Raw genomic sequence first — 24,211 nt, 5'->3', positions numbered from 1 at the left:
CGGCGGGTGAGCGCATGCAGTCGCAAGGGTTCCAAATTGCCAGCCGCGAAACGCAGGGCAGGTTGGATCAAGTCATGGCAGCCGCTTCTGCCAGTGAACTGGCGAAATCCGCCCGTCAGGGAAGAGCATCGGGTCCAAAACCACAAACAACGCTGGAACCATTGCCAGACGCTGGGTCCATGATGCCTGCAGTGCGCACTGCCCGTATCCCACAGGGGTCGACCGGTTCTGCGGTCGAACAGGCCCGAGCCACCAGCGAGCGCCCGGCTCCCGGGGGGGGCATAGGGGCTTTCCGCACGGAATGTGACTTCAGCCACATGTCCTTCGACGATCCCATCGTCTATCCAGGCCAGCCTGGCCGATCGCACTTGCATGCTTTCTTCGGCAATACTGGCGCCAACGCCAGTTCCACGGCGTCTTCGATCGCCAACTCTGGCAACTCGACTTGCCGTGGCGGAACCCTGAACCGCAGCGCCTACTGGGTGCCGGCGATGATCGATACCCGGGACGGGTCGCCGGTCAAACCGCAAACGGCCAACTTCTATTACAAAACCGGCTACGGTGGCGTGGTTCCGAGCTCGGTTCAATCCATGCCGGCGGGCCTGCGAATGATCGCGGGGGATGCGAAAAATGCGGCACCCGGCGGAAAGTACGAAAGGATGCCTTTTGGCTATAGCTGCACCGATGGGAGCGGCAACAGTCGATCGATTCCGAACTGCTCTGTTGGCGCGGAGCTGTGGCAAACCGTCAACTTCCCCCAATGCTGGGACGGAGTGAACCTGGACTCACCCGATCACAAGAGCCACATGGCTTACCCCACAGGTGGCGGTTGCCCGGCTTCGCACCCGGTGCCTCTGCCTGAGATCACCTTCAACATTGTCTACATGATCACCGAAGCAAATTCGGCTTCACATTGGCGCTTGGCGTCAGACAACTACAGCACCACGTTCCCGGGCGGCTATTCAGGCCATGGCGACTGGTTCAACGGCTGGCGCGAGGAAGCCATGGATGCGTTCGTGAGAGGCTGCGATCAGGCCGCTCTCGACTGCCACTCTCATTTGCTTGGGGATGGTCGGGCCATTCACTGAGAACTGGCGGCATGGACCCGGTGACCTTGCGATGAATACGGTCGATCCTTCTGCCGAGCGGCGTAGGCAACCAGTCCAGAAGATGCTTGGGAGGCGTTGGCAAACCAGCGTGGCTGCGCCCGTTGTCTCGGACCGGTGGAACTGATAGTCTCGATATGCTGATTTGGGTGTTTACGTCGTTTGCACATGCGCAATTTTTTTGACTCTCCCCGCCGAAAGCTGCTGTTGCAGAGGACGCTCATCGTCGCGGCCATCGGCGTGGGTGCTCTGCTGTTTCTACGCGGCGATGTCATAGAGCTGTTTCGTCCTGCTTCTCCTTCAGCCCCACCATCTGACCGCATGGCGGCGGAATTGCTTCGCGCAGATGAACGTGCGGGCATCTGTTCTGCGGCCAACGCCGTAGGCGTCGGATTGCGTGGCGAGTATTTTTCCGAGCCATCGTTGCGTGGGGAAGTGGCGCTGGTTCGTGTGGATGGCGTCGTGGACTTTGACTCTTCGATGGATTGGCCGCCAGGGTTGGCTGCCCGGCCGGCTTCTGTTCGATGGAGTGGCTGGGTCAAGCCACCGCTCAGTGGTGGGTACCGATTTCATGCCGATGCGCCCAACATGAAGGTGCTTGTAGCGCGCAACGTGGTTGCCGGTGAGGGCGCTTCCCCAGATGGAACAGTGGACTTGGCAGCGGGGCGTTTCTATCCCATTGAGATCATCGTGACCCAACTGACCAGTTCAGACAAGCGGATCAGACTTGAGTGGACTGCGCCTCATGGCGCCCGCTATGTGGTGTCCAAGGCGCTCTTGCATTTGCCCTCCGACACAATTGCGACGCCTCAGAACTGACCAGTGCTTGTTGCTGGAGCAACCCTGTGCTTGCGGTTTCCGGCACGCCCGCAGGCAGTGCCGCTCTGAGAAATGGTTGAAAGGAGCGTGTCGGCTCGCGTCCAGGTGATGATGGACTCCGCATCCAAATGCAGAGCACGGCACTTGAAGCAAGCCCGGGGAGCGGCATGGGCTATTTCCATGGTCTCTGTGGGTGCGTCTGTCATGTCGATTGGTGGTTGACTGGGCCCGTTGAAGCTTTTCAATGAGCCCCATCTCGCGATCGCCAGCTCAGACTCGCCAATCGCCGCAGCATGGGCGCAGGTCCTGATCCGTGGCAGGACCAGCCTGCGCACTGCCTGAAATTTCCCACGTCAAACCTGATTGCGGCCCTTGCAGGCCAGGGGTTCACAAAGGCTGCTTGCCTGGGCTACCTGGGCTACCTGGGCTGCGTGGTCTGCCTGGTTCAGTAGGCGTTCTTGCCAGACAGCGCGCCCAGGGTGCGCAGCAAGATGGAGATGTCAAGCCAAATGGACCAGTTGTTGATGTACTCGATATCTGCTTCGATGCGCTGTCGCATGCGCTCGATCTCCCTGGTTTCACCGCGCAGCCCCCTCACTTGAGCGAGCCCGGTAATGCCTGGCTTGATGTTGTGTCGGGCGAAGTAAGCGTTGATACCTTTCGAATATTGCTCGTCATGTTCGACCGCGTGTGGTCTCGGGCCAACCAATGACATTTCCCCTTTAAGCACGTTGAAGATTTGAGGCAGTTCGTCCAGGCTGGTTTTGCGGAGGAATGCGCCGACGCGGGTCACGCGAGGGTCATTGCGGGTGGCCTGTTGCAGCACGCCGGTGTCTGGCTGGTGCACAAACATGCTGCGGAACTTCCAGATGTGGAAGATCCGGCCACTCCAACCCTTGCGTGCCTGGCGGAAAAACACCGGTCCTTTGCTGTCCAGTTTGATGGCCAGTGCGATCAGCAGGAGAAAAGGCGTGATCAGAATCATGATGAACATGCCCAGTACGCGATCCTCCAGGGCCTTCAACAGCAGACGGGTGCCCGTGAGGGGCGTTTCTGACAGGGTCAAGACCGGCAGCCCTGCGATCTCTCGCACGCTGTGATTGACCAACAGCAGCGAAAATATGTCCGGCACCCAATGCACCGCGACATGGCGGTCCAGTAGCTGGAGGTACATGTCTTCGATGAGGTCGGACTCGCCCAGGGGAATGGCGAAGTAGACCGTGCGCACGTCATCACGTTCGATGATGTCCAGCATCTCGTCGAGGGCCCCGATGATATTGGGCTCCTTGAGTGAGCCAAAGTCCGAACTCTCGTACAGGGTCGCGCCGGCTTTCACCTCACTGACCCGCGCAGGCGAGGGCAGTTCAAGGCAACCGACCACCTTTTGACTCAGCCAAGGGTTGCCCGAAATCTTGTTTTGCAAATAGCGAGCGAGTTTGCCCGTGCCCACGATCAGCACGTTCTCGACCGGAACCGCGTGTACCATGACGCGGGTCTGGATTTGCCGGCTTAGGTATTGAAGCAGTACTTGCAGCAAGTACCCGACTACAAAGAGTTGTGCCAGCAACAGGCGAGAAAACACTTCCGTCTGTTTTGTCAGGAATCCGACCAGCAGCAAGAAGCCAAATGCCAGGGACCAGGCCTTAAAAAGGGTCAGGGCTTTGCGTGTGAAGCTGCTGTTGCTTCTGTAGACACCGAACTGGTCGTAGGCAAACACCATGACCATGGTGAGCACCAGAAGCAGCGCTGAATATTCGGCCGTGATTGCGCCAATCTGCTGGCGAATCAGCAGCAGGGACAGCCCCACCACGGCCACCAAATCGACCACGGCCTGAACGGCCGTGGAAATGCTCCCGCGGCGTTTGAGAATGGAACGAGGATGTTTCTTGGCAAGGACCATGTCGCAGCAGTATAGGGGTCCGGTGGCTTTCAAAGCCTGACAGGGGGTTCCGGGTGAGCCGTTGCATCATCAGTGTGGATGATCTTCACGCTTTGGCATTGCTGTTGAGGGCTACTGTATCTGTAGCGCGAGTCCCCTCAGAGGTCACCGCAGTGCTCCCGTTCAGGTTCAGAATGACCCATTGTCAGATGACCTTGCCCTGGGATGACCTGGGTGTGTGCTGCCCACTCTTATTTGTTTCGAAATCGCTCATATGATCGCACCAAAGGTGTCAAATGGACGCCCTGCGCAGGGTGTGCCCCTTGAACATTCAGGAGCCCTTGACCCATAACGCCGAGGGGTTTCTGGGGTGGACTTCTGCCGCCTGCGAGCGCCAGTCCAAGGGTCAGAACGAGGTTTATCAGCGATCGCGGCAGTTTGGCGCTGAGCACTGACAGGCAAGACCCCGACTGCAAATGACAATGGTATGGTCGATCGCCTGACTGGCGAGCCTTTAAAAGCAATCCCCGATTCAGCCATGAAGAGCCGGCCTGCTGCGCAACGATTTCCACTCTGTAAACGCCCTATCATCACGAAGGACATGGCACATTGAAGCAGTGTCATTTTGAGGTGTTTGCCGTTGCAAAATATCCGTTTCCGCAGAAAGAATATGCCCAATGAAAATTGAAAACATTGCGAATGTGTATGAGCAGTCTCCATCATCCGAAGTTTTCTTTGAACGGGATCGGTTTAAGGATGCTCGCTGGATCGGATACAGCGGGCTGCCAATAAATGCCATGGAAGAAACAATCAGACGTCCGAGAATATCTCGCTACAGAGCGGCTTTTCAAACGGCGTTGTACGCTAAGCGGCATGCGCAAACAGCTGTAATATCGCACCTTCCTGCGATGACCGCTGCCACGGCCAGCGCCCTGCGCACCCTTCATGCCAGTTCACCTCATTTCGCATTTGCTTTCAATTTTACGGAATTGCCTATTGGATCGCGAAAATCCTACATGCGAAACTGCTTCGCCAGTATTCGGAAATTCACGGTCTTTTCTCGGCATGAAGCACTCTTGTACAGTGACTTTTTTTCCTTGGCTGAAGATCGTTTCGATTTCACGCTCTGGACGCAAAGCGTGCCAGATTGGGTGACGCCTGAAGAAATCCCCTTTGATGGCCGCTACCTGTGTGCTGTAGGCGGGGAGGATCGCGATTATGAATTGCTGGTCCGGTTCTCGGACGCAACGGGGATACCAGTTCTCATCATCGGTCGTCCCAACGGGATTCCAGATTTGATCAACAGTCCCAATGTTCGATTTCTTTTTAACCAACCGTTTGGATTGACTTGGGGGTACGTGAAACACTCAAGAGGAATGGTGCTGCCTTTAAAATCCAACCTGTCACGTTGCGGTCAAATCACGTTGGTTTCTGCGGCCATGCTAGGTATTCCCACCTTGGCTGCTGACACGGCTGGTTTAAGAGACTACCTGGATGACGACCTACAGATGAAATACGAGCCAGGAAACCTGGAAGACCTGGTCTCGAAGGCAAGAACTCTGTACGACTGCAGCGAAGAATTGACAAAGGTGGCACTGGGCAGGCAAACGCACTGTTTGGCTCGTTACGACAGGCGTCACTGGACCCAGACCATAGAGCAACAGCTTGCCCAAGCGTAGGGGTTTCGAGGCCGAACCGGGTCGCTCAACGCAGCCGGCCGGCATTGAAAGCTGGCGTCTTCGCCATATCCCGACGCTTTCCATCTGGCGCTGGGCTGCTGCCTGCATGTTGATTCGACCGCTTTCTGACGAACTCGGTCGGTGTCAGATGGCTGAGCGAACTGAACCATACGGGATTGCATTGCAGCCCGGAAGCTGGACGGTTATGACTCCTCGGAATTCGCGGTCTTTCTCGGCCGGAAATCCACCCTTGCATCCCGAGTTGATGCCCTCTGTCGCCCGCCTTGACAGAAACGGCTCGACCAACTTGCGCTTGAACGCTGCTTCCTGAGTAGCCCTGAGATCCCTTTGACCTTGGTGCTACTTCAGGGGAGCGGTTCAATGGCCGGGGTGGTTCATGTTGTGATGGGTTTGGGCAGAGATCAGTCTTTAACTTGAGCGACACCGGTCTTGGGGTACCTTGTGACCACTTCCCAGACCACCTCTTGCATTATTTTGGCTACTTCGTCACCGGGGGCATCCGCGGCGCTGCCGTCTGCACGCAGCAAACGGTGGGGCAGTCCCACGGGGCTTCGGTGGTAAAGCACAGCGTAGTGCGTCAAAGCCACCATGTAGTTGCCCAGATCATTGATATGTATGTTGTCTCTGGTGCCCTGATCAGTGAGCTCAAACAAGTCTTCCCGGGATGACATGCCTGGCAGCCCCCCACTGTCTTCAATCCGGCGCACGAACCGTGCCATGACTTGCCCCGCTGGAATGACGTATACCGGGGCACCTGTGTCACCGTGAGCCATGGCTTTGGCCAGCAATTCGCCTTCCCAGTGGCGCGGCAGATCGTCGTCCAGGCGTTGGAGCCAGCCTCGAGGGTCGTCCAGGGGGTGCCATGTCTCGTACAGGTAGACACGCATTGTGGGCCGGGAGTTGTGTGCAAGGCGAGCCCATTGCCGAAGGTAGGCCGGGCTATCAAAAGACTTGATGGCGTCCTTGATTTCGACCATCTCGGTCAGCACAAGTGAATCAAACTGACCACTCAAAACAGCTTCTCTGGCGTCTTGGTAGCGAGGGTGCGCATTTTCCTGCTCAAAACCGTTGATGGCCACATCAGGTTCCCAGTGCGACTGGAGCGTGGCGCCCCAGCCCAGCTGCGAACGGTAGTCATGACCCGGACCCGCCAGTTGTTCGAGCATCGCCGGCATGTCGCGGCCCACCAGACTGTGCCCCAAGTGGAAAACCCGCAGGGGTTTGTCAGGTGGGGGCAGCGGCTTTTCATACAGAACAGACAGCGCGGCCGGATCCAGGCCCTGTTGCCAGCCACAGGCGGTCAGCACCAGAGCCAGAAGGTACTTCATCGAATGTCCTTGGGGCATCTGGTGCAATCGGTGACGCCGTGTTGATGGGGTGTGTTGCCCGTTGACTCGGCGTGAAGGCTCTCGGTTTTGGCAGCGGTAATGTGCGTGCGCACCAAGGAGGCCAATACGTCGACATTGGGCGGATCCAAGATGTCCATGTGCTTCCCGGGGACGCGCTCCACGGAGATGGCCGGTAGCAATGCCTTCCAGCCATAGGCTGGCGCGGTTGAAGCGTCGTCCCCGGCCTGCAGAAACAGTGCGCGCAAGTCACAGGGCGTGGCGTGGTGGGCACGCATGGCCCTGGCGTAAGTTTGATTTCGTCGATTGCCTGGTTCATGGCGTTGCGCCGTCTGACCTTGGTAGACACGATAGACGTGCAGGAGGTGCTTCAGACCCTGTCGGCGGATCATGCGCAAGCGCCTGTGCAGACCTGCCAGCAGGTGCTTGATTCCTCGCCCGGGCAGCATGGAGTCGAGCAAGACGATCAGTCCAATTTCTTCACCAGCCTGGCGCAGGCGTTGCGCCACTTCAAAAGCCAGAACACCTCCAATCGAGAAACCGCCGAGGTAATAGGGCCCGTGGGGCTGAATGCTGCGGATGAGTGCGAGGTATTCCAGTGCCAGTGTTTCGACCGAGACCGTCGACAAGGCAGTTTCTGCTGGTTTTTGCAGGATATCGATTTCAGTTTGCGAAAAGACGCCGTACACCGGCATCTGCGAATCCAGCCTTCTCGCCAGATGCCGGTACATCTCTGCACCGGCCAACAAGAACAAGCCTGGCCCGCCTTCCCCCGGTCGAAGCACCGCAACCGGCACGTCGGGGGTGTCCTTTTCCGCAGGCTGCGCGAGTGCCGCTGAAAGGCCCGCCACGGTCGGATATTTGAAGAGCAGCGCCAGTGCACAGGGGCGTTCGAGCGCCGTCTCGATACGGCTCACAACACCTACGGCAAGAATCGAATGCCCGCCGAAATCAAAAAAGTTGTCGTGAATGCCCAGCCGCTCGACCTGCAGAGTCTCTTGCCATATGGCAAGAATGCTTGTTTCGGTCCCATTTCGGGGCGCTGCAGGTGGTGAGTTCGTATCCGCTCGCGCGGCGGGAGGCACTGGCAGGGCCCTGCGGTTGGTTTTGCCGTTGGGCAGCACCGGGATCGAATCCAGCTCGACGAACAGGCCGGGGACCATGTGGTCTGGCAGCCATCGGCTCAAGTGCTCACGCAGGTTTTCACGCGAGGGCATGGCGCCGTTTGGAACCACATAGGCGACCAGCCTGACCTGACCCGGCAGGTCTTCCCGAAGCATCACCACCGTGCGGGCCACGGCTGCATGGGTGAGCAAGTTGGCCTCGATCTCGCCCAGTTCTATGCGAAACCCTCGCAACTTGATCTGATCGTCTAGCCGGCCACGGTGTTCCAGCGAACCGTCGTGTCGCCAGCGTCCACTGTCACCGGTACGGTAAATGCGTGGGTATGTGCCGCCCTCGGCCCGTGGTTGTTGAATGAATCGCTCGGCGGTGAGTTCCTCGCGTTTGTAGTAGCCCAGCGCGACACCCGTGCCGCCGATGTAGATTTCTCCGGGAACACCGATCGGACAGACCTGAAGGTGTTCGTCAAGCACCTGGATCGATGTGTTCAACACCGGGCGTCCCAGGTCGATGGCCTGGGTTGCGTCCGGGCGCACTTGGCAGCAACTCGACCACACCGTGGTTTCGGTCGGGCCGTACATGTTCCAGACTTCGCTGCAACGGGCCAGCAGTTGCGAGGCAAGGTTGCCTGTCAAGGGTTCTCCACCCACAAGGGCCTTTAAGTGAGGGTTTCCAGCCCAGCCGGAATCGATCAGCAAGTGCCATCTCGATGGCGTGGCTTGGAGCACCGTGATTTTCTCGCCCAAGATCACATCGGCCAGCGCACGGCCATCGGTGGCCTGGTCTTCAGTGGCCATCACCACGGTTGCGCCTGCTCCCAACGGCAGGTACAGCTCCAGAACCGCAATGTCAAAGCTGGGTGTGGTCACGGCCAAAAGGCGGTCTTGCGCTGTGAGTCCGGGTGTGCGCGCCATGCTGGTCAAAAAGTTCACCACAGCCCGGTGCGGCACTGCAACGCCTTTGGGTCGACCCGTTGAGCCTGAGGTGTAGATCACGTAGGCGGGGTCGTCAGGCCGGGCATCTCGTTCTGGATCGGCTTCCAGCGAATCGCCCGCGGTGGCCGCGATCTGCGATCGGTCTGCATCGAGAAACAACCTATCGGGTTGCTCGCATGCCAGCGTGACAGAGCGCTGGGTCACCAACAGTGACAGATCGGCGTCGTCGATCTGGTGGATCAGGCGCTGGCTGGGGTAGTCGGGATCCAGTGGCACGTAGGCTGCGCCTGATTTCAGGATGGCGAGCAGCGCAACAACCAGATCGTGACTGCGGGGCAGGCAGACGCCGACGCGGGCGCCCCGCGCAATCCCGCGCTGGCGCAGCAACCTGGCCAGTCGATTCGACGCTTTGTCCAGTTCCTGGTGGGTCAACTGCACGTTGCCGAAGACGACGGCCGGCCGGTTCGCAGACGTCTGCAACCCCTTTGTTATCCATTCGACCACCGAATGTGCCTCCGGCGGTTCGGTTGGTCCGAGCGACCACTGGGTGAGGGACGCACGCTCGGCATCGCCGAGCAGCGGGAACGTGGCCACCCGGGTTCGCGCATCGACCACAGCGACTCGCAGGATGCGTTCAAGGTGTTCGCCCATGCGTTGAACGGTTTCGGGTAAGAACAGGTCGGTCGAGTACTCGATCACGAGGGCGTTGTCGTAAAGAAAATCGGCAACGAAGGTCAGATCGAACTGGGCTGACGCGCGGTCGAAGTCGAGGCGGGACCACGTCAACCCCTCGAAATGGCCATCACGGACCTGCGAGTTCACCATGTTGAACATCACGTTGAACAACGGTTGTCGGTTGCCGTCAGGCTTTGAGGCCAATTCGCGGACCAGGAGCTCGAATGGCATGTCCTGGTGCGCGAAGGCCTCCAGGGACACCTCGCGAACCCGTGACAGGACCGCGCGGAAATCCGGATCGCCGTCCAGGTCAGTGCGAAACACCAGGGTGTTCACAAAGGTGCCTATGAGGTTTTCTGACGCCAGGTGATGGCGGTTGGCGATGGGAACGCCAATCGCGATGTCCGTTTTGCCTGTGTGCCGATACAGCAACACGTTCAGTGCGGCGATCAACACCATCGAAAGACTGGCGTCATGGGCTGCGCCAAGTCTGCGCAAGGCAACGATGTGGTCCGGGTCCAGGGGCAGGCGCAGCGAGGCTCCCCGATAGGTTTGCGTCTGCGGTCGTGGAAAGTCGATATTCAGCGGCAGCGGCTCGAGACCGTGAAGTCGGCGCACCCAGTAAGCCAGCTCATTCTCCCGCCGTTCGCCTTCAAACCAGTTGCGGTGCCAGTTCGCGTAGTCCGCGTATTGGATCGCGAGGCTGGTCAGACTGGTTTCCTGGCCTGTGAGAATGGCGCTGTAGTGCGCGGCCAGCTCCCTGCCCAGTTCGGCGAAAGACCATTGGTCACTGATGATGTGGTGCATCACGATCAGCAACACGGCCTCCTGATGGCCGGTGTGGATAACCTGAGCGCGCAACAGTGGGCACTGGTCAAGACGGAAGGGCACGCTGGTGGCTGTTGCCAGGTGGCGATGCAGCACACCCTGGGATGGGGGGTGTCCTTCCAGATCGAGATGCACTTCCTCTATCAGCGTAGGCGAGACTGGCACCAGCTCCCCAACGATGCCTCCAGGTGACTGTAGGAACCGGGTGCGCAGAATTTCATGCCGCTCGACGATGCGCGTCAGGGCACCCCGCATGGCGGCCATATCGAAAGGGCCTTGCAACCGAAGGGCCAGTGGAACGTTGTAGGCGCTGCTCTCAGGCGCCAGTTCGTGCATGAACCACATGCGTTCCTGGGAAAACGACAACATGACCTGGGCTCCCGGCTTCCTGGGAATGAGCGGTGCCGTTGCGGTTTGCATCTGGGCTGGGGTTGGGTTGGACAGCTTCTCCTGAGCCTCGACAACCAGGCGTGCCAGTCCTCTTACGGTGGGGCTTTCGAACACGGCGCTGATGGGCAGCTCGATGCCTAGCCTGGTGCGCAGGCGCGACACAAGCTGCGTGGCAAGCAGCGAGTCACCGCCGAGGTCGAAAAAATTCGAGTCTGGTTCGATTGGCTCATGGGCGAGGACGTCGGACCAGAGCTGAATCAGTGTTTCAACAAGTGAAGCGTCTGCTTCTGCTTCTTGCTGTGGCACGGCCGAAAGCAGTGGCGCCTCAGCAGTCAGTCGCAGGGGCTCAAGGGCCCCCTGCAAATAGAGGCGCCGCGCCGCACTTCGCATGGGCTTGCCACTTGAGGTGCGCGGCAGGCAGCCGGCGCGCAACGGGACGATATCGTGCAGTTCAATTTCGTGCTCGATGCCCACCTGTTTCTGCACACCATCGATCAGTTCACGCACGCCCTTGAGCGAAGGTATCCGGCTGCATTCGATCAACATGACAGCCGTTTCCTTCAGCCCTCTGTCTATCGAGATTGCGAAGACGCTGCCTGAACGGATATCAGCGTGTGCCGACTCGGTGGTCTGTTCCAGGTCCTGCGGGTACAGATTGCGGCCGTTGATCAAGATCATGTCTTTGCGACGACCCGCAACAAACAATTCCCCTTTGTGCATGAAGCCCAAATCACCTGTGCGCAGGTAGCGTGTTGAATCGGCGCCCTGATCGGTCAGTGTGGCTTGAAAGTGTTCGATGGTGGCTTCAGGCTGTCCCCAGTAACCCCGGCCGACGCATGCTCCTGCGAGCCAGATTTCGCCGATGCGGTTTGGTGCACAGATTTGTTTGGTCTCTGGATCAACGATCCGCAGCTGGACGCCCGGCAGAGCAGGGCCGCAACCCACAAGTGTTCGAGTTCCGGGCGCCTGCACAGGCGAGATCTGGATCTCATGGCTGTCCATGGCGCGCGCATCCAGTGTGACCAGAAGTGGTGATGTGTGCGTAGACCGCACTGTGGCAGCAAGGACCGCTTCGGCCAGGCCATAGGAGGGCGCCAGCGCTGATCTGTCGAACTCAAATGGCGCGAAGCTTTTTGCGAAGGCGTCCAACGTGGCCGCTCGAACGGGCTCGGCGCCACAAGTCGCGAGCTGCCAGGCGCCGAGCCGTGCGCTCCACCCTGGTTTTCGGGCCAAGGCCTGCACGCAGGCAAGGTAGGCAAAATTGGGTGCGCCACTGTGGGTGATCTGGTACCTGCCTATTGCCTCAAGCCATGACAATGGGCGCAACAGGAAGTGCGCAGTGGACATCAGGTACGAAGTGCCACTGGAAAAGACGGGCTGAATCACGCCATGCACCAGCCCATAGTCGTGGAACCAGGGTAGCCAGATCAGCCCCCGTTTACCGATCGTGTCGCGCCCATCCAGTAGCGCCGTACATTGCGCCAGTACATTCCCGTGGGTGATTTCCACACCCCGCGGGGCACTCGTCGAACCGGACGTGTATTGCAGGTACGCGATGTCGGTCTGACGTTCAAACTCGGTGTTGGACCGAGCTGTGCCGGTTGCACTCGGATGGCTGGCCAGCACGCTCTGAAGCGAATGCCACGGCACTTCGAGGATCTGCATGCGACCGATCTCGACATGGCTTTCATGGGTCATCGCAAAAGTGACTTTTGCATCGAGTGCGATGCCTCTCAGTCTTGCTTCACTGATCCTTGAATTTCTCGTGTCGGGTGCGGGTGCGGGAATGGGAATGGTGTCTGCCAGGATGCAGCCCCAGAACAACTGAACTGCCTCCAGGTCGTTGTTGAATGCGAGCAAGACCCGGTCGCCGGGCTGAGTGAGTTGGCGCAGCTTTCGAGCAATGGCGTTGGCAGACTGGCCCAGCTCGGAAAAGGTCAGAATGCCGCGGGGCTCAAGTTTGTTGTCCAGGAACACGTAGGCTGGAGTGTCTCCAAGACGCTCTGCCCGCTCACGGAGCATCTCTTGAAGATCGGCGACCTGGTGTGTCGGTGGTTGAGTGGCACTCTGATCTCGGTTGCCAGCCTTGCCTGGGGTTGAGTCAGCCTGCACCTCAGCCATATCCGGATCACTTTCATCGAGTTCAAGGTGCCCGGTCATTGCCGGCGCTGGTTCGATGGACATCTTCGTTCGCCCTGCAACTGTATGGCTGAGGTAGTTTTGCTCGGTCTTCCATGTGGACACGCCGTTGAGGGGGGATTCAGTTTGGTTTGTCAAACCTGTGCCTTCGCGCTGGTGAATATGCAGGCAAATCGCGGGCGAGCAACGGCGCAAATCATGGCTCCATTGCGATGGTGACACGGCGGGATCGATTGGGCACTTTCATTTCTGCTGTTTGTGTTTTCTGCTCGCCTGGCGTGCCTCGCCTCCCATTTGGAGCAGGCGGTTGCCTCAACCGTCCTTTTCAACGCCGCTGACCGTGTTGATAGGTGCCATAAACCCTTGAAAAGATGTTATCCGATCCTGGTAACTCGCTGCACGTGACTGGTCGTCCGAATGATTGGGGTCCATTGCCCATCCGGATTTCGGCGGCTCAGTCAAACTCTGTGGGCTGCTTCTGTGCCGGAGTCCAAGCCCCGTTTTTCATACAGCGTTCACCAGGCACGTCCATCAACCGAGGCTTTCCACAGTCCATCGACTTTCAGCAGGTCGACCTGGTGCATACCTGCTGCATTCCACCCGGTTCCCGAAGCGCCCACGACCGGCACGTCCGATACGGGTCGCTCTTCATACTCGGTTTCGCTGAGCTTCAGGATTTCAAACGCGCGGACTTGAATGCCATAGGACGGGGCGTCGTCCTGTGTAACGCGATACAACCGACCATCGGCCTCGACCACCCGACCTGAAGGACGCGCAATATGGGCATTGAACTTGATCAGTGGATTGCCTGGATGGGGTCTCCAGCCAGAAGTCAGGTTGTCAGAATAGTAGAGGTTGAGAACGTCGCTCTCTGGCGTTGTGACGAACATCCACCAGCGGTCCGCGTGCCGGAACACGGTCGGGTCCACATAGTGATATCCGCCCAGAAGATTGCCCACGTAGGTCCAGCGGTCCGGAAAGGACTCAGCCCGGTAAAGTCGCACCGAACGATCCAGATGGCTTTCCGGGACAAGGTAGTGCTGACCTTCCCAAGAGAATACCTGGGGGTACGAAAGGTGAAAGGGCTCGTCCACAACCCGACGTCCATAGGTCCAATGGATCCCGTCGGTGCTTCGAGAATAGGCAACGTCCCCTTGGTTGGTCGAGCGATCCAGTGCCTCATAGAAGATGTAGGTCGTTCCACCATCCTGGTAGAGAAAGGGATCAGCCACAAAAGCCGCGTCAAAATCAGTGACATCGGCAGCGGTTATCACCGGGTTTGTCACGCCTGCTGCTGGACTCAGTTCAAAAGGGTTCTTTCCCTCATACAGACCAATTGACCAAGGTCCGTCGCGCGGTCGCGGAGGTGGCGCTGTCAGCTTGTCTTTCAATGCCTTGAGTTGCGCGTGTGGTGGCAACTCATACTGCTTGACCGCGATGCCGTAAGAGAATGCGGCCAAAATTGAGATGCCCCAGATCGTGAACCGGGAGACTTTATTGGGCATATGTCAAACCTTGTTTGGAGGAGGATCTCGAACATGGAGCAAATTCGCTGAATGTCGTGTCCCTGGTTTTCCTGATCTCTGCGCTACCTGGAAATCAGGGGGCGTTGCTTCAAAACGGAGCGATGCGTTACGCTACATACATTTACAATCTTACCTGCTCTTGCGATTCGTCGAACCTGTTTGAGCAGTTCTTTAGTTTCGGTTTTTGCAACACCTGTTCAACGTTGTCCCACCGGGCGTCGCCAAAGATGTCTGGCTACGGCAGCAAACGCGCTGTGTTGACGGCTGCGAGGCGCAGTAGATGCCCGTGGCTTTACCGCCCTTCAAGGAACCCAAGATGAACACCTTGAATCTACAGGCCACCGCAGTTGTCAGTAGGAACTCGATTGCATTCGTCGCGCAGGTATTTGCGCTTTACGAGATGCGCCGTCCACTGGTCACAGTGGCGAGCGAAGCGCAAGCCGCGAATCTGTCAGGCATCACCGTTGACCGCTGCATCACGCCACCGGAGCAATCGGGCTGGTTTGATGCACAGCACGCCCTGATTCATGACGATCTGCCCGCGCAGGTTACCTACACCTCGGGAACCGAAGGCCAACCAAAAGGCATACTTCTGACGTACGCCAACCTGGCAGACGCCGCTGAACGAATCATCGAACAAATGCAGATGACGGCGGAGATCCGTGAGTACGTGGGTGTGCCAGCGACTTTCAGCTTTGGTCTGGGTCGCTACAGGGCCATCAGTGCCGTTGGCGGGCGGGCCTACATGCCTCCACGCGGCTTCGATCCCCTTGAAATTGCACGAATGCTCGCCGCTGGCGAGATCAACGCGCTCTCTGCGGTGCCCACGCTGCTTCGCATCCTGTTGGCGTCACCCCAGGTCATCGGTGAGGCCGGCAAACACCTGCGCTGGATGGAGATCGGCTCCCAGCACATGACTGCGGAGGAAAAGCGCCGTATTCGGGAGCTTTTCCCCAATGCACTGATCGTGCAGCATTACGGTCTGACCGAAGCCTCGCGCAGCACCTTCCTGCAAATCTCTGGCGCATCGATGGACTCACTGGCGTCTGTCGGCCGACCTGTCGGGCGTACCGAGGTGCAACTCAGCGCGGACAACCGGATCCGGATCCGTGGGCCGCATGTCGCGAAATCACGCATCGACGGCGATGGCTTGCATGACCTGCGAGACGCTGAGGGCTGGCTGCAGACCAACGACCTCGGGCACATGTCGGATGGCTACCTGTTTTTTGATGGTCGGGCCGACGACCTGATCAATTGCGGGGGGCTGAAAGTCGTGCCCGACCTGCTCGAGGTCCGTATCCGTTCGCGCCTCGAGCCGGGTACCCAGATCGCTGTTGCAAAAGTTCCTGATGCCCAGCGCGGCGATGGTGTCTTGGTCGCGGCGCAGACCGATGCATCCGGTACGGCGCGGGTGCGGGAGGCATCGGTTGCCGCACTGCGAGAGATCGGGCTTGAGGCAGGCAGTTCGCTGCACATCATGTCGGTGGATGCCATACCTGTCACCGGCACCGGCAAGGTGCAGCGGAGCATTCTCGCGGCGCAGTTTGCGTCGCAGCAGTCCACGATCTCCAACGATGGAAATGTGTCGGCAGGTGAGGTCAATGACGTGCTTTCGCTGTTCCGGCACGAATTCCCCGGTCAAACCGTTCGGCCGGAAGATACTTTTGCTTCTCTGGGGGGAGACTCGCTGCATTACATCCAGTTCTCCCTGGCTTTCGAACAGCGTTTTGGACAACTACCGAACAGTTGGGAGCAGCTCAGCGCCACCGAGTTGCAGCGGCATGTTGGTGTGAGCGAAAAGTCCATCTGGCGCCGGTTGGAGTCGGTTACTTTGGGACGTGCCTTTTTCATGATCTGCATCGTGGCCTTGCACACGAATGCATTTATCTATAGCTCTAACTGGGGAGCGGCTTACTTTCTGGTGCTGCTCGCTGGCTATTCGGTTGCCCGCTGGCAATTGCCGGAAATTATCCGGACCGGCAGCGTTCGAACGCTGTTGGGCACCGTCAGGTATGTGGCGATTCCGGCCGTGATCATGGTCGCCGTGATGCAGGTTTTGACCAGGCGATTCGAGATCATGCCATTGCTGTTGATCTCCAATTTTCTCGACCCTCATACGTTAAAGGGGTTTCTCTTTTATTTCATCGAGTTCTATATCCAGCTGCTGTTGCTGGCTGCATTGTTGTTCTCTTTCGCGTTTGTGCGTGATGCGTTCCGCGTTCGGCCGATGCTCAGTGCCGTAGCATTGTTCGTGGCCGTGGTCGCTATTGATCGCACCATTGAATCGTTCTGGAATACCGACTACAACTACCACCGCGTTCCATGGCACTATGCATGGCCTTTTGCCCTCGGCATGGTTCTCGCAGCTGCCAATGACATGCGCACACGTGCCTTGGCAATGGCACTGTCAATCGGCTCGGTTTTGGTCGTATGGGGGCTGACTTCTGCGGCTTTCTATGTTGCCGTGGGTTGTGCAATCGTGTTGTTCGTGCGAGCTTTCGTTGTCCCTGCGCCGGCCAAGGTGATCGTGGCCGAGGTCGCCGCTGCTTCGATGTTTATTTACCTCAGTCACTACCAGGTGATCGTCATCGTTGGCAAAGTATTTGGCGAGCACAAGCCGTGGCTTGAGCTGATTTTGGCCGTGGGCGTTGGTATCTTCCTGACGCGGTTTTATGCATGGTCTGAACGCAGACTTCTTCGGTTAAAAAGCTGAACGATTGATCGCAGTGCAGTCCGGTGTGGCCGGAGTGGGTATGTGTGCATCTGGCCGAATAGGGCTGACAATCCTGTCGCTTGACGCTCAATTGTTTACGGACTTAGCAGCGGTTCAGTGTGAATTGATCGGCTTTGGGTTCAGGTAGCCAGAATGGGCGGTTAGCGGTCATGGGGTATCAGGCTGGGCCATCAACCTCGGAACCTGAGACAACCGAACCCGACCGGGGCCATTTCAGCTGATCACAGCTGTGGGGCGGTTGATGCAATTTGTGGACGGTAAGTCGAATCGGGATCGATTGGAGGCGGGTTTCACTCCCTTACCTGTACTTCACCTGTAGCGTTGCACCAGAGCCATGTCCAAAAAGGATTGGCATCAAAGGTACGCGCGAATCAACTCGCTTCGATGCCTGAAGACGGCCACGTCATTGAAGGCTGCGCCGTCCAGTGCAGCTCGGCGAATCAGATCGGCCAGTCGCTGGCGGTCGCCAGCCAGGCCAACCACCGAAGCCAACAACGCCTTGACATCGTCTTTGGGTGACAGCAAGCCGCCACCATTCATCGAGATCAGGTCTTCAGAAAACGGACTGCCGTAACCGACAAGTGGTGTACCCGACACCAGTGCTTCAATCAGGTTCCTCGGCGATTCTGGTGTTTTGTGACAAAAAACGAACAGCTGGGCTTCGCGGAGGGCCTTGAGAATGGCTGCCCGATCTCTCACGAAACCCGGCAACGAGATCTGTTTACCCAAACCCAAGCGCTCCACACGCGCCTTCATATCTTCGAGGCATTCGCCGTCTCCCAGCCAGGTGGCTCGGAAGTCAATGCCTGCGGCATGGAGCCCCTCCATGAGCTGCAACCAGTCGTCCGTGCCCTTCATCGGGTCGGCGCGACCGAGATAGGTGATCTTCAGCGGGCCTGTCAAGACGCCATCAAGCTTGCTCTGCAAAATCTCGGCTGGGATTCGATCCTCTTCCCGAAGATGGATGTCGTGCACGATTTCCGACGCTTTGGCATATGGGGCATACGCAGCGTAGGTTTCTGCACCGTGAAAAAGTCCGACCGTCGCTCGTCGAATGACGGCACGCTCGAGCGCAGCCATTGGTTTCTGGAAGAGAGAAGCCCTCAGGCGCCTTTTCAGGGTCGGAGCAGTTTGTGCTTCGTGTCGAGTCACCTCAGACTCCACCCTGTCCGTCCAGACAGCAAATCGCCTTCCTTTGCGGTGAGCCTCTATGGAGGCCACAGCACCCCAGTCCCCGAAGAGGCCTCCGATAGCGAACGAGAGGTAATGCGCGCGGTCGATCAACTGGGCGATTTGCTGGCGTACCGACCAATAGTGAAAAAGGAACTGATCGGGGCGGTAAGCGGTGGGCAGTGCCACCATCTCCACGCGGTTCAGATCAATGCCGGACGATTGCACCGGGATCCAGCTGGGCGGCGCTGCGCCATGTTCCAGTGGATGCATGACGATCACGTGCTCAAAATTGTCTGCCCAGCGCCGAAGGCCATTGCAGGCCTGGTCCTCAAGCAGGTAGCCATCTTTGCTGGAAAAGAGTGGAACAGGTGCGTAGAGCAGCAAGCTGTTGCCCGATGTCGTCATATTGAGTCCTTAGCGGCGTTTTGCCCGGGTGGGCCGAGGAAATGCTCAAGCATGAGCGGGAGACCCGCCGGTCTGCTTTCGTTGGGTTGCAATATTCTGTGTTCGATGGCTATACAACCACTGAAATCACAAGCGCTTGTTCAATAACATATCGGCCCCAGGCGCGTTTGAACCCGGTATGCATCGGGTTGCTGAAAAGGCAGCGCGCCTCAAAGGAAGTGCACGAATTTTCCATGGTTATGGCGACGTCCTGGAATTCCAGAAAGCGACCTGTCAGCGGGTACTGCCATTTGTAAAAGGCTTCCTTTGCTGAAAAAAGGCGGGTCACCCATTGGCCACGGTCTGCTCGATCAAGTTGATTCACCGTTTCGAGTTCCTGTGGTGTGCAGATCGTGTGCCACAACTCGGGTTCGATTGGAAAATGGTCCTCAATATCGATTCCGACCGATTTGACGTGTGCTTTGCGCCCAACGATTGCCACGCAAGCTTGCCTGGAGTGTGAGATTGACCCCACCAGCCCTTCAGGCCATGCAGGTGAGCGATCGGCGTTGCAAGGAACAGGCATATCCTGCCATCCGATGGCGCGCATGGCGCAGCGCGCCGCTTTTCGACCTGCGGCAAACTCCTTCTGGCGTTTTGGAACCGCCTTTGCGACCGATTGAGCTTCCTCTGGGTACAACCATTGAGGGTCGCCGCTGACATTTGAAATCGCGACACCGACAAGCGGTCCAAGCGCGCTCGACAAACGCCTTTTCAAACCTGCGTAGTCAAGATCGTCACTTGCCGATGTGATCACACCTGCACCTACTTGTTGGCTCTCATGGCACGTCGGCGGGACATGGCGTCGGTACGCATCTGGGCGCGCTCGGTGGTTTCGGCGGCCGCTTCCGGTGTGTCGCGTGGCTTGTCGTCGAGGTGAGCGGCGAGCGCTGCCAGGGTGGGAAACCGGAAGATGTCCGTGATGCTCAGGCGCGTGGAATTCAGTGCCTGCTTGATCTCGCGGTGGGCCTGCACTGCCAGCAGCGAGTGGCCTCCCAGCGCAAAAAAGCTGTCTTTGGCTCCGATCTGGGGCACGCCCAGAATGCGGGACCAGATGGCCGCAATCGTCTGTTCGATTTCATTCTCCGGCTCGACAAATATCTCCGTGCGTTCGCGTTGCGTGGTCTGCGTAGGGGCGGGCAGGGCTTTGCGATCAACCTTCCGGTTGGGAGTGAGCGGGAATTCGTCAATGCTGACCAAATGCGCTGGCACCATATGCTCGGGCAACTGGCTGGCGATGGCCTCGCGCAGGGTTTCTGTCGAGACGTCTGGATGGAGGCGCAGGTAGGCGACCAGGCGCACGTCGCCAGGGTTGTCTTCGCGTGCCACGACCACCGCCTGTCGAACCCCGGGCTGGCTTTCCAGGACGGCCTCGATTTCACCCAGTTCAATGCGGTAACCCCGAATCTTGACCTGGAAATCGGCACGTCCGAGGAAGTCGATGCGGCCGTCCGGGCGCCAGCGCGCCAGATCACCGGTCCGGTACATTCGCGCACCGCCGGGTGCCGCGTCGTCTGGGCGCACGAAAGGGTCGGCGGGAAAGCGTTCTGCTGTGAGGTCGTCTCGCTGCCAATAGCCGCGTGTGACGCCGTCACCACCGATGTAGAGCTCGCCCGGCACCCCCACGGGTAGAGGCTGCTGATTGTCGTCGAGCACGTACATCTGGGTGTTGGCAATCGGGCGGCCGATGTTGACCACCGCTTCGCCAGCGGTGGCCGTTTCGGTGGATGACCAGATGGTGGTCTCGGTGGGACCGTACATGTTTTCGATCGATGCTTTTGTGACCAGGCCCAATTCGGCGACCAGCGTGCCTGGCAACGCTTCGCCGCCAATCATGAGGTGTTGCACCCCGGCCAACGCCGCCTTGGCCTCGTCGCTCATGGCGATCATCCGGGCCATGCTGGGCGTGCATTGCAGGTGGGTCACACCGTGCCGGACGATCTGTGCGGCGATGGAGAAGTCGTCCTCGGCCACAGCAGTGGCCTGGTTCGTCAGGCGCAGCACTTCAGCCAGGGGCTTGAGGCTTGCCATGACCTGGTCCACGGGAATGCCGTAGTCGATCAGGCAGGCGACTTCGGCCACGCCAATCGCCTTGAGTTCTTCTACCCGTTTCAGGCAGTCGTCGACGGTGCCGAACAGGCCCGAGTCTTCGAAATAGCGCAGGAAGGCGAAGTCCAGGATGGCCTCCATCTCTTCTTCGTCCAGCGACCGCAGGTCGAGCTCAAACGGGTTGCTCACGCCCACTGGCTTTTTGAAGGCCGGGAAGGCCCAGGCGTATTGCTTGATCAGGCCGGCAGCGCTGCGCAGGTAGTCCTTCATGGGGCCGCGGGCCGTTTTGCGTGCCTGCTCACGGTCGGCCGCCAGATAGGTGTGAAGCATCAGTGTGACAGTGAACTTGGCCGGGTCGTGGCCGGCCTCACGCAAGGCCTGATGGTAGATCTTGATCTTGCCACCCACCTCTTCGACGGTTTGCCCCAGCAGGTGTGTCAACACGTTGGCGCCAATGGCCCCGGCTTCTTTCCATGTTTCGGGATTGCCGGCGGTGGTGACCCACACCGGCAGTTCCTTGGAGACGGGGCGTGGTTGGGTGATGACCTTGAAGGGTTCGCCGGTGGCGGTGGGAAAGGCCACGGCCTCGCCGCGCCAGAGCTGGCGCAGTTGTTCGATGGTCTCGAACATGGCCTTCTTGTTGTTGGGTGGCGTGTTCTCTGGCCGCAAGACAAAATCATCGGGCTGCCAGCCCGATGCAATGGCCACGGCTGCACGGCCGTTGGTGAGGTTGTCGATCACCGCCCATTCTTCGGCGATGCGCGCCGGGTGGTGCAGTGGCCCGACGCAACTGCCCGCCCGCACACCCATGTTTTTCGTGACCGCTGCGACCGCCGCGCCCGTGACCGAGGGGTTGGGGTAGGGACCTCCGAAGGCATGGAAATGGCGTTCTGGTGTCCAAACAGCGCAGAAACCGTGTTGGTCTGCAAACTTGGCGCCTTCCAGCAGCAACTCATATTTCTTGGGGCCTGCCCCGTCGTCGTTGCCCCAGTAATACAGGCTGAAGTCCATCTTCTGTGCCGAAACCGGTGTCTGGCCGCTGGAGACGAGTGCACGGTTTTCGTCGTTGGAGAGCACGAGTTTGAAGCCACGGGCCAGGGTGTAGAACAACTCCAGCACCGAGATGTCGAACGACAGGCTCGTGACCGCCAGCCACACGCCCGGCGGATCGTGGCGGATGCGGTCGTCCATGCCGCGAAAGAAGTTGGCCACGTTGCGGTGCTCGACCATCACGCCCTTGGGGCGGCCGGTAGAGCCCGAGGTGTAGATCATGTAGGCAACATCGGACGGCTGCACGCCGCTGTCGATATTGGCGTCGGGAAGGGAATTGATCAGTGTGTCTTTGTCGATCACCAGTACTTGCGCCTGGTGTGCTGGCAGGCTGGCCACCAGTGCCGACTGCGCCACGATCACCGGTGCGCCGCTGTCTTCGATATACAGCGCCACGCGGTCGGCGGGGTAGGCCGGGTCCAGTGGCACATAAGCGCCGCCGGCCTTCTGGATGGCGAGCGCGCCGACCAGCAGATCCAGCGAGCGCTGGGTGTACAGACCCACCAGAACGCCAGGTTTCACACCCATATCTCGCAGTCGGTGTCCAACGCGGTTGGCGCGGGCATTGAGTTCAGCGTAGGTCAGTGCCGTGCCTTCAAACACCACGGCCGTGGCTTGCGGCGTGCGCTGCACCTGTGCCTCGAAGAACTGGTGCACGCAGGCTTGGCGATCGTAATCACAGCGGGTGTTGTTCCAGCCATACAGCACCTGCTCGCGCTCGGCAGCCGACATGATGGGCAACAGTCCCAAGGGCGTGTCCAGTGCCGACGCATTGCCGAGTGCGTCCAGCACCCCTTGCAGGCGTTGGGCGAGTTGCGTTGCGGCTTCTTCGGGCAGCCGGGTCGCATCGTGCCATAGCGAAAGGCCACCGTTTTTGGCCAGCAGCACAGTGACGGCGCTGCCTTCAATGAAGCCTGCGCCCTGTGAAATGCCAACCTGGGGTACAGCCAAGCCATTGATGGCCGGGTCGCGAGCGACAAGGTCCAGTGCAAAGGCCGGGTAACGGCGCGCCGTGTCGAGAGCGGTGGTGCAGTGTTCGACAAATGCCGTGAAGGACAGCTCGCCCGGCGCCTCCAGGCGCAGTGGCACCCAGGTGGACAGGTAGCCGGGCGCATGGGGTGCTGCTGCGCTTTGGTAGGCCAGGTCGAAGGCGGATTTGCCACTCACGCGAGCCACACCGGCAGCCACTGCGGCCAGCAGGCGATCGCCAGTTAAACCAGCGGGCGCTTGCAGTGCTGTCTGACGCTTGTCAGCGGAGCCGGTGGCGGTGCTGGTCGTTGACAGGTCGATAGCCAGAGGGGTCTGCAGACAACGGCGCCAGGTCTGCTCGCCAGCGACCACATGGGCCAGTGCATCGGTCAGGGTCTTCGCTTCATCGGCATTCAGCTTGGGCAACAACTCGCCAGGCCGGGTAACGGTTGACGGGCACACAGCCTGGCCGATGCCATCGCGCAAACCGGTCAGTCGCACCGGCACCGACGCGGTGGCCACCACCAGACCCGCTGGTGTGGCTTCCAGCACCTGCCCGGGCGATCCGGTACCCAATGCAGGCTCGGCCACTGCGCCAGAAACCAGCAGAATGCGGCCGCCAACGTCCACTTTGGCGCACGTCAGCGGGTTCCAGTAGGTGCTGTGGTCGAGTGCCAATACCAGTGCCACGATCGATTCTGCGCTTTGCGCAAAGTCGATCCGAGCGGCAGCGACTGGTCGGTCCAGGCGAGCGTGGTAGCTGCGTTGGCTGAGGTCTTGCGCTTTGCGCTGCGGGCCGGCGCCATGCAGATCCACAAGCAATTCGGAAAAGCTGTCCATGGCGGCTTCATAGCAGCGGGTGTTCAAGGTCAGCGCAGTCTCACCGGGCGCCATCTCGAATACGTGCTGTTTGACGATGTCGCCTTCGTCAATACCGCCCTCGATCATGTGCCAGGTCACGCCATGTCGTTTCTCTCCTTCAAGAATGGCCCAGACCGGTGCATTCAGGCCAGCGTGCCGTGGCAAGGGACCATCGTGGAAGTTGATGGCACCATGCGTGGCCCGATCCAGCACCGCCTGCGGTATCACAGACAGGTTGGCGATACTGAACAACCAGTCAAACGTGATGCCATCCAGACGACCGCTCAAATCTTCGCCTGGCGCCTCGACGCGCAAGTTCTGGTGAACGGCCCAGGCGCGGATGTCAGGGTTCCGGGTGATCACCGCGTTGATCCGGTCGCCACCCTGAAGCAACCTCTCCGCACACTGGATTAGAAGGGACTCATTGCCCATTACCACACAGGAAAAATTGCTCATGGAATACTCC

General features: G+C 59.1%; 11 protein-coding genes. 4 read left to right on the top strand and 7 right to left on the bottom strand.

Going from position 1 to position 24,211, the window contains the following annotated elements; all coding sequences use genetic code 11:
* Positions 1–317: 317 nt before the first annotated feature.
* Together LPB072_RS23695 and LPB072_RS12270 are read left to right on the top strand one after the other, a co-directional pair.
* Positions 318–1,088, top strand: coding sequence for a DUF1996 domain-containing protein (locus LPB072_RS23695; protein ID WP_157694145.1), 771 nt, complete (start codon positions 318–320; stop codon positions 1,086–1,088).
* Between the two features lie 186 nt (positions 1,089–1,274).
* Entirely contained in the window at positions 1,275–1,925 is a 651-nt protein-coding gene (locus tag LPB072_RS12270) for a PA14 domain-containing protein (RefSeq protein WP_066090105.1), read from the top strand.
* A 445-nt stretch (positions 1,926–2,370) separates the two neighbouring features.
* Here LPB072_RS12270 and LPB072_RS12265 read toward each other — a convergent pair whose 3' ends face one another.
* Positions 2,371–3,825, bottom strand: a complete 1,455-nt coding sequence (locus LPB072_RS12265) for an undecaprenyl-phosphate glucose phosphotransferase (RefSeq protein ID WP_066090102.1) — start codon at positions 3,823–3,825, stop codon at positions 2,371–2,373.
* A 656-nt stretch (positions 3,826–4,481) separates the two neighbouring features.
* Here LPB072_RS12265 and LPB072_RS12260 point away from each other — a divergent pair.
* The gene (locus tag LPB072_RS12260) at positions 4,482–5,483 is read left to right on the top strand and encodes a glycosyltransferase (protein ID WP_157559313.1); all 1,002 of its coding nucleotides are present in this window, start codon (positions 4,482–4,484) and stop codon (positions 5,481–5,483) included.
* Positions 5,484–5,905: 422 nt separating this feature from the next.
* Here the strand turns inward: LPB072_RS12260 and LPB072_RS12255 are convergent, their stop codons facing one another.
* From LPB072_RS12255 to LPB072_RS12245, 3 genes are all read right to left on the bottom strand, one after another.
* Entirely contained in the window at positions 5,906–6,832 is a 927-nt protein-coding gene (locus LPB072_RS12255; protein WP_066090096.1) for a hypothetical protein, read from the bottom strand.
* Positions 6,829–12,984, bottom strand: a complete 6,156-nt coding sequence (locus LPB072_RS12250; protein WP_066090093.1) for a non-ribosomal peptide synthetase — start codon at positions 12,982–12,984, stop codon at positions 6,829–6,831. Before LPB072_RS12250 ends, LPB072_RS12255 begins: the two co-directional genes overlap by 4 nt.
* A gap of 470 nt (positions 12,985–13,454) precedes the next feature.
* A complete protein-coding gene (locus LPB072_RS12245; protein WP_082876911.1) occupies positions 13,455–14,444 on the bottom strand; it encodes a glucosamine inositolphosphorylceramide transferase family protein in 990 nt (329 codons plus the stop codon).
* Between the two features lie 337 nt (positions 14,445–14,781).
* Here LPB072_RS12245 and LPB072_RS12240 point away from each other — a divergent pair, with 337 nt between their 5' ends.
* Complete coding sequence (locus tag LPB072_RS12240; RefSeq protein ID WP_157694144.1) at positions 14,782–17,178, top strand: AMP-binding protein; 2,397 nt, start codon at positions 14,782–14,784, stop codon at positions 17,176–17,178.
* A 375-nt stretch (positions 17,179–17,553) separates the two neighbouring features.
* Here the strand turns inward: LPB072_RS12240 and LPB072_RS12235 are convergent, their stop codons facing one another.
* From LPB072_RS12235 to LPB072_RS12225, 3 genes are all read right to left on the bottom strand, one after another.
* Positions 17,554–18,777: a glycosyltransferase gene (locus LPB072_RS12235; protein ID WP_066090087.1), complete on the bottom strand. Its 1,224-nt coding sequence runs from the start codon at positions 18,775–18,777 to the stop codon at positions 17,554–17,556.
* A 109-nt stretch (positions 18,778–18,886) separates the two neighbouring features.
* Positions 18,887–19,573, bottom strand: coding sequence for a 4'-phosphopantetheinyl transferase family protein (locus LPB072_RS12230; RefSeq protein ID WP_157559312.1), 687 nt, complete (start codon positions 19,571–19,573; stop codon positions 18,887–18,889).
* 8 nt (positions 19,574–19,581) lie between these two features.
* A complete protein-coding gene (locus LPB072_RS12225) occupies positions 19,582–24,201 on the bottom strand; it encodes a MupA/Atu3671 family FMN-dependent luciferase-like monooxygenase (protein WP_066090081.1) in 4,620 nt (1,539 codons plus the stop codon).
* Positions 24,202–24,211 lie beyond the last annotated feature (10 nt).

It is taken from the genome of Hydrogenophaga crassostreae, assembly GCF_001761385.1.
Taxonomy (GTDB): Bacteria; Pseudomonadota; Gammaproteobacteria; order Burkholderiales; family Burkholderiaceae_C; genus Hydrogenophaga; species Hydrogenophaga crassostreae.
Note: the sequence above shows the minus strand (reverse complement) of the source record. Positions and strands in the feature narration are given on the sequence as shown.

What these genes read in the sequence shown, in the direction of transcription:
- LPB072_RS23695 (WP_157694145.1), top strand. Translation starts at nt 318, where the DNA reads ATGTCCTTCGACGATCCCATCGTCTATCCAGGCCAGCCTGGCCGATCG.
- LPB072_RS12260 (WP_157559313.1), top strand. Translation starts at nt 4,482, where the DNA reads ATGAAAATTGAAAACATTGCGAATGTGTATGAGCAGTCTCCATCATCC.
- LPB072_RS12250 (WP_066090093.1), bottom strand. Translation starts at nt 12,984, where the DNA reads ATGTCCATCGAACCAGCGCCGGCAATGACCGGGCACCTTGAACTCGAT.
- LPB072_RS12265 (WP_066090102.1), bottom strand. Translation starts at nt 3,825, where the DNA reads ATGGTCCTTGCCAAGAAACATCCTCGTTCCATTCTCAAACGCCGCGGG.
- LPB072_RS12255 (WP_066090096.1), bottom strand. Translation starts at nt 6,832, where the DNA reads ATGAAGTACCTTCTGGCTCTGGTGCTGACCGCCTGTGGCTGGCAACAG.
- LPB072_RS12245 (WP_082876911.1), bottom strand. Translation starts at nt 14,444, where the DNA reads ATGCCCAATAAAGTCTCCCGGTTCACGATCTGGGGCATCTCAATTTTG.
- LPB072_RS12235 (WP_066090087.1), bottom strand. Translation starts at nt 18,777, where the DNA reads ATGACGACATCGGGCAACAGCTTGCTGCTCTACGCACCTGTTCCACTC.
- LPB072_RS12270 (WP_066090105.1), top strand. Translation starts at nt 1,275, where the DNA reads ATGCGCAATTTTTTTGACTCTCCCCGCCGAAAGCTGCTGTTGCAGAGG.
- LPB072_RS12225 (WP_066090081.1), bottom strand. Translation starts at nt 24,201, where the DNA reads ATGAGCAATTTTTCCTGTGTGGTAATGGGCAATGAGTCCCTTCTAATC.
- LPB072_RS12240 (WP_157694144.1), top strand. Translation starts at nt 14,782, where the DNA reads ATGAACACCTTGAATCTACAGGCCACCGCAGTTGTCAGTAGGAACTCG.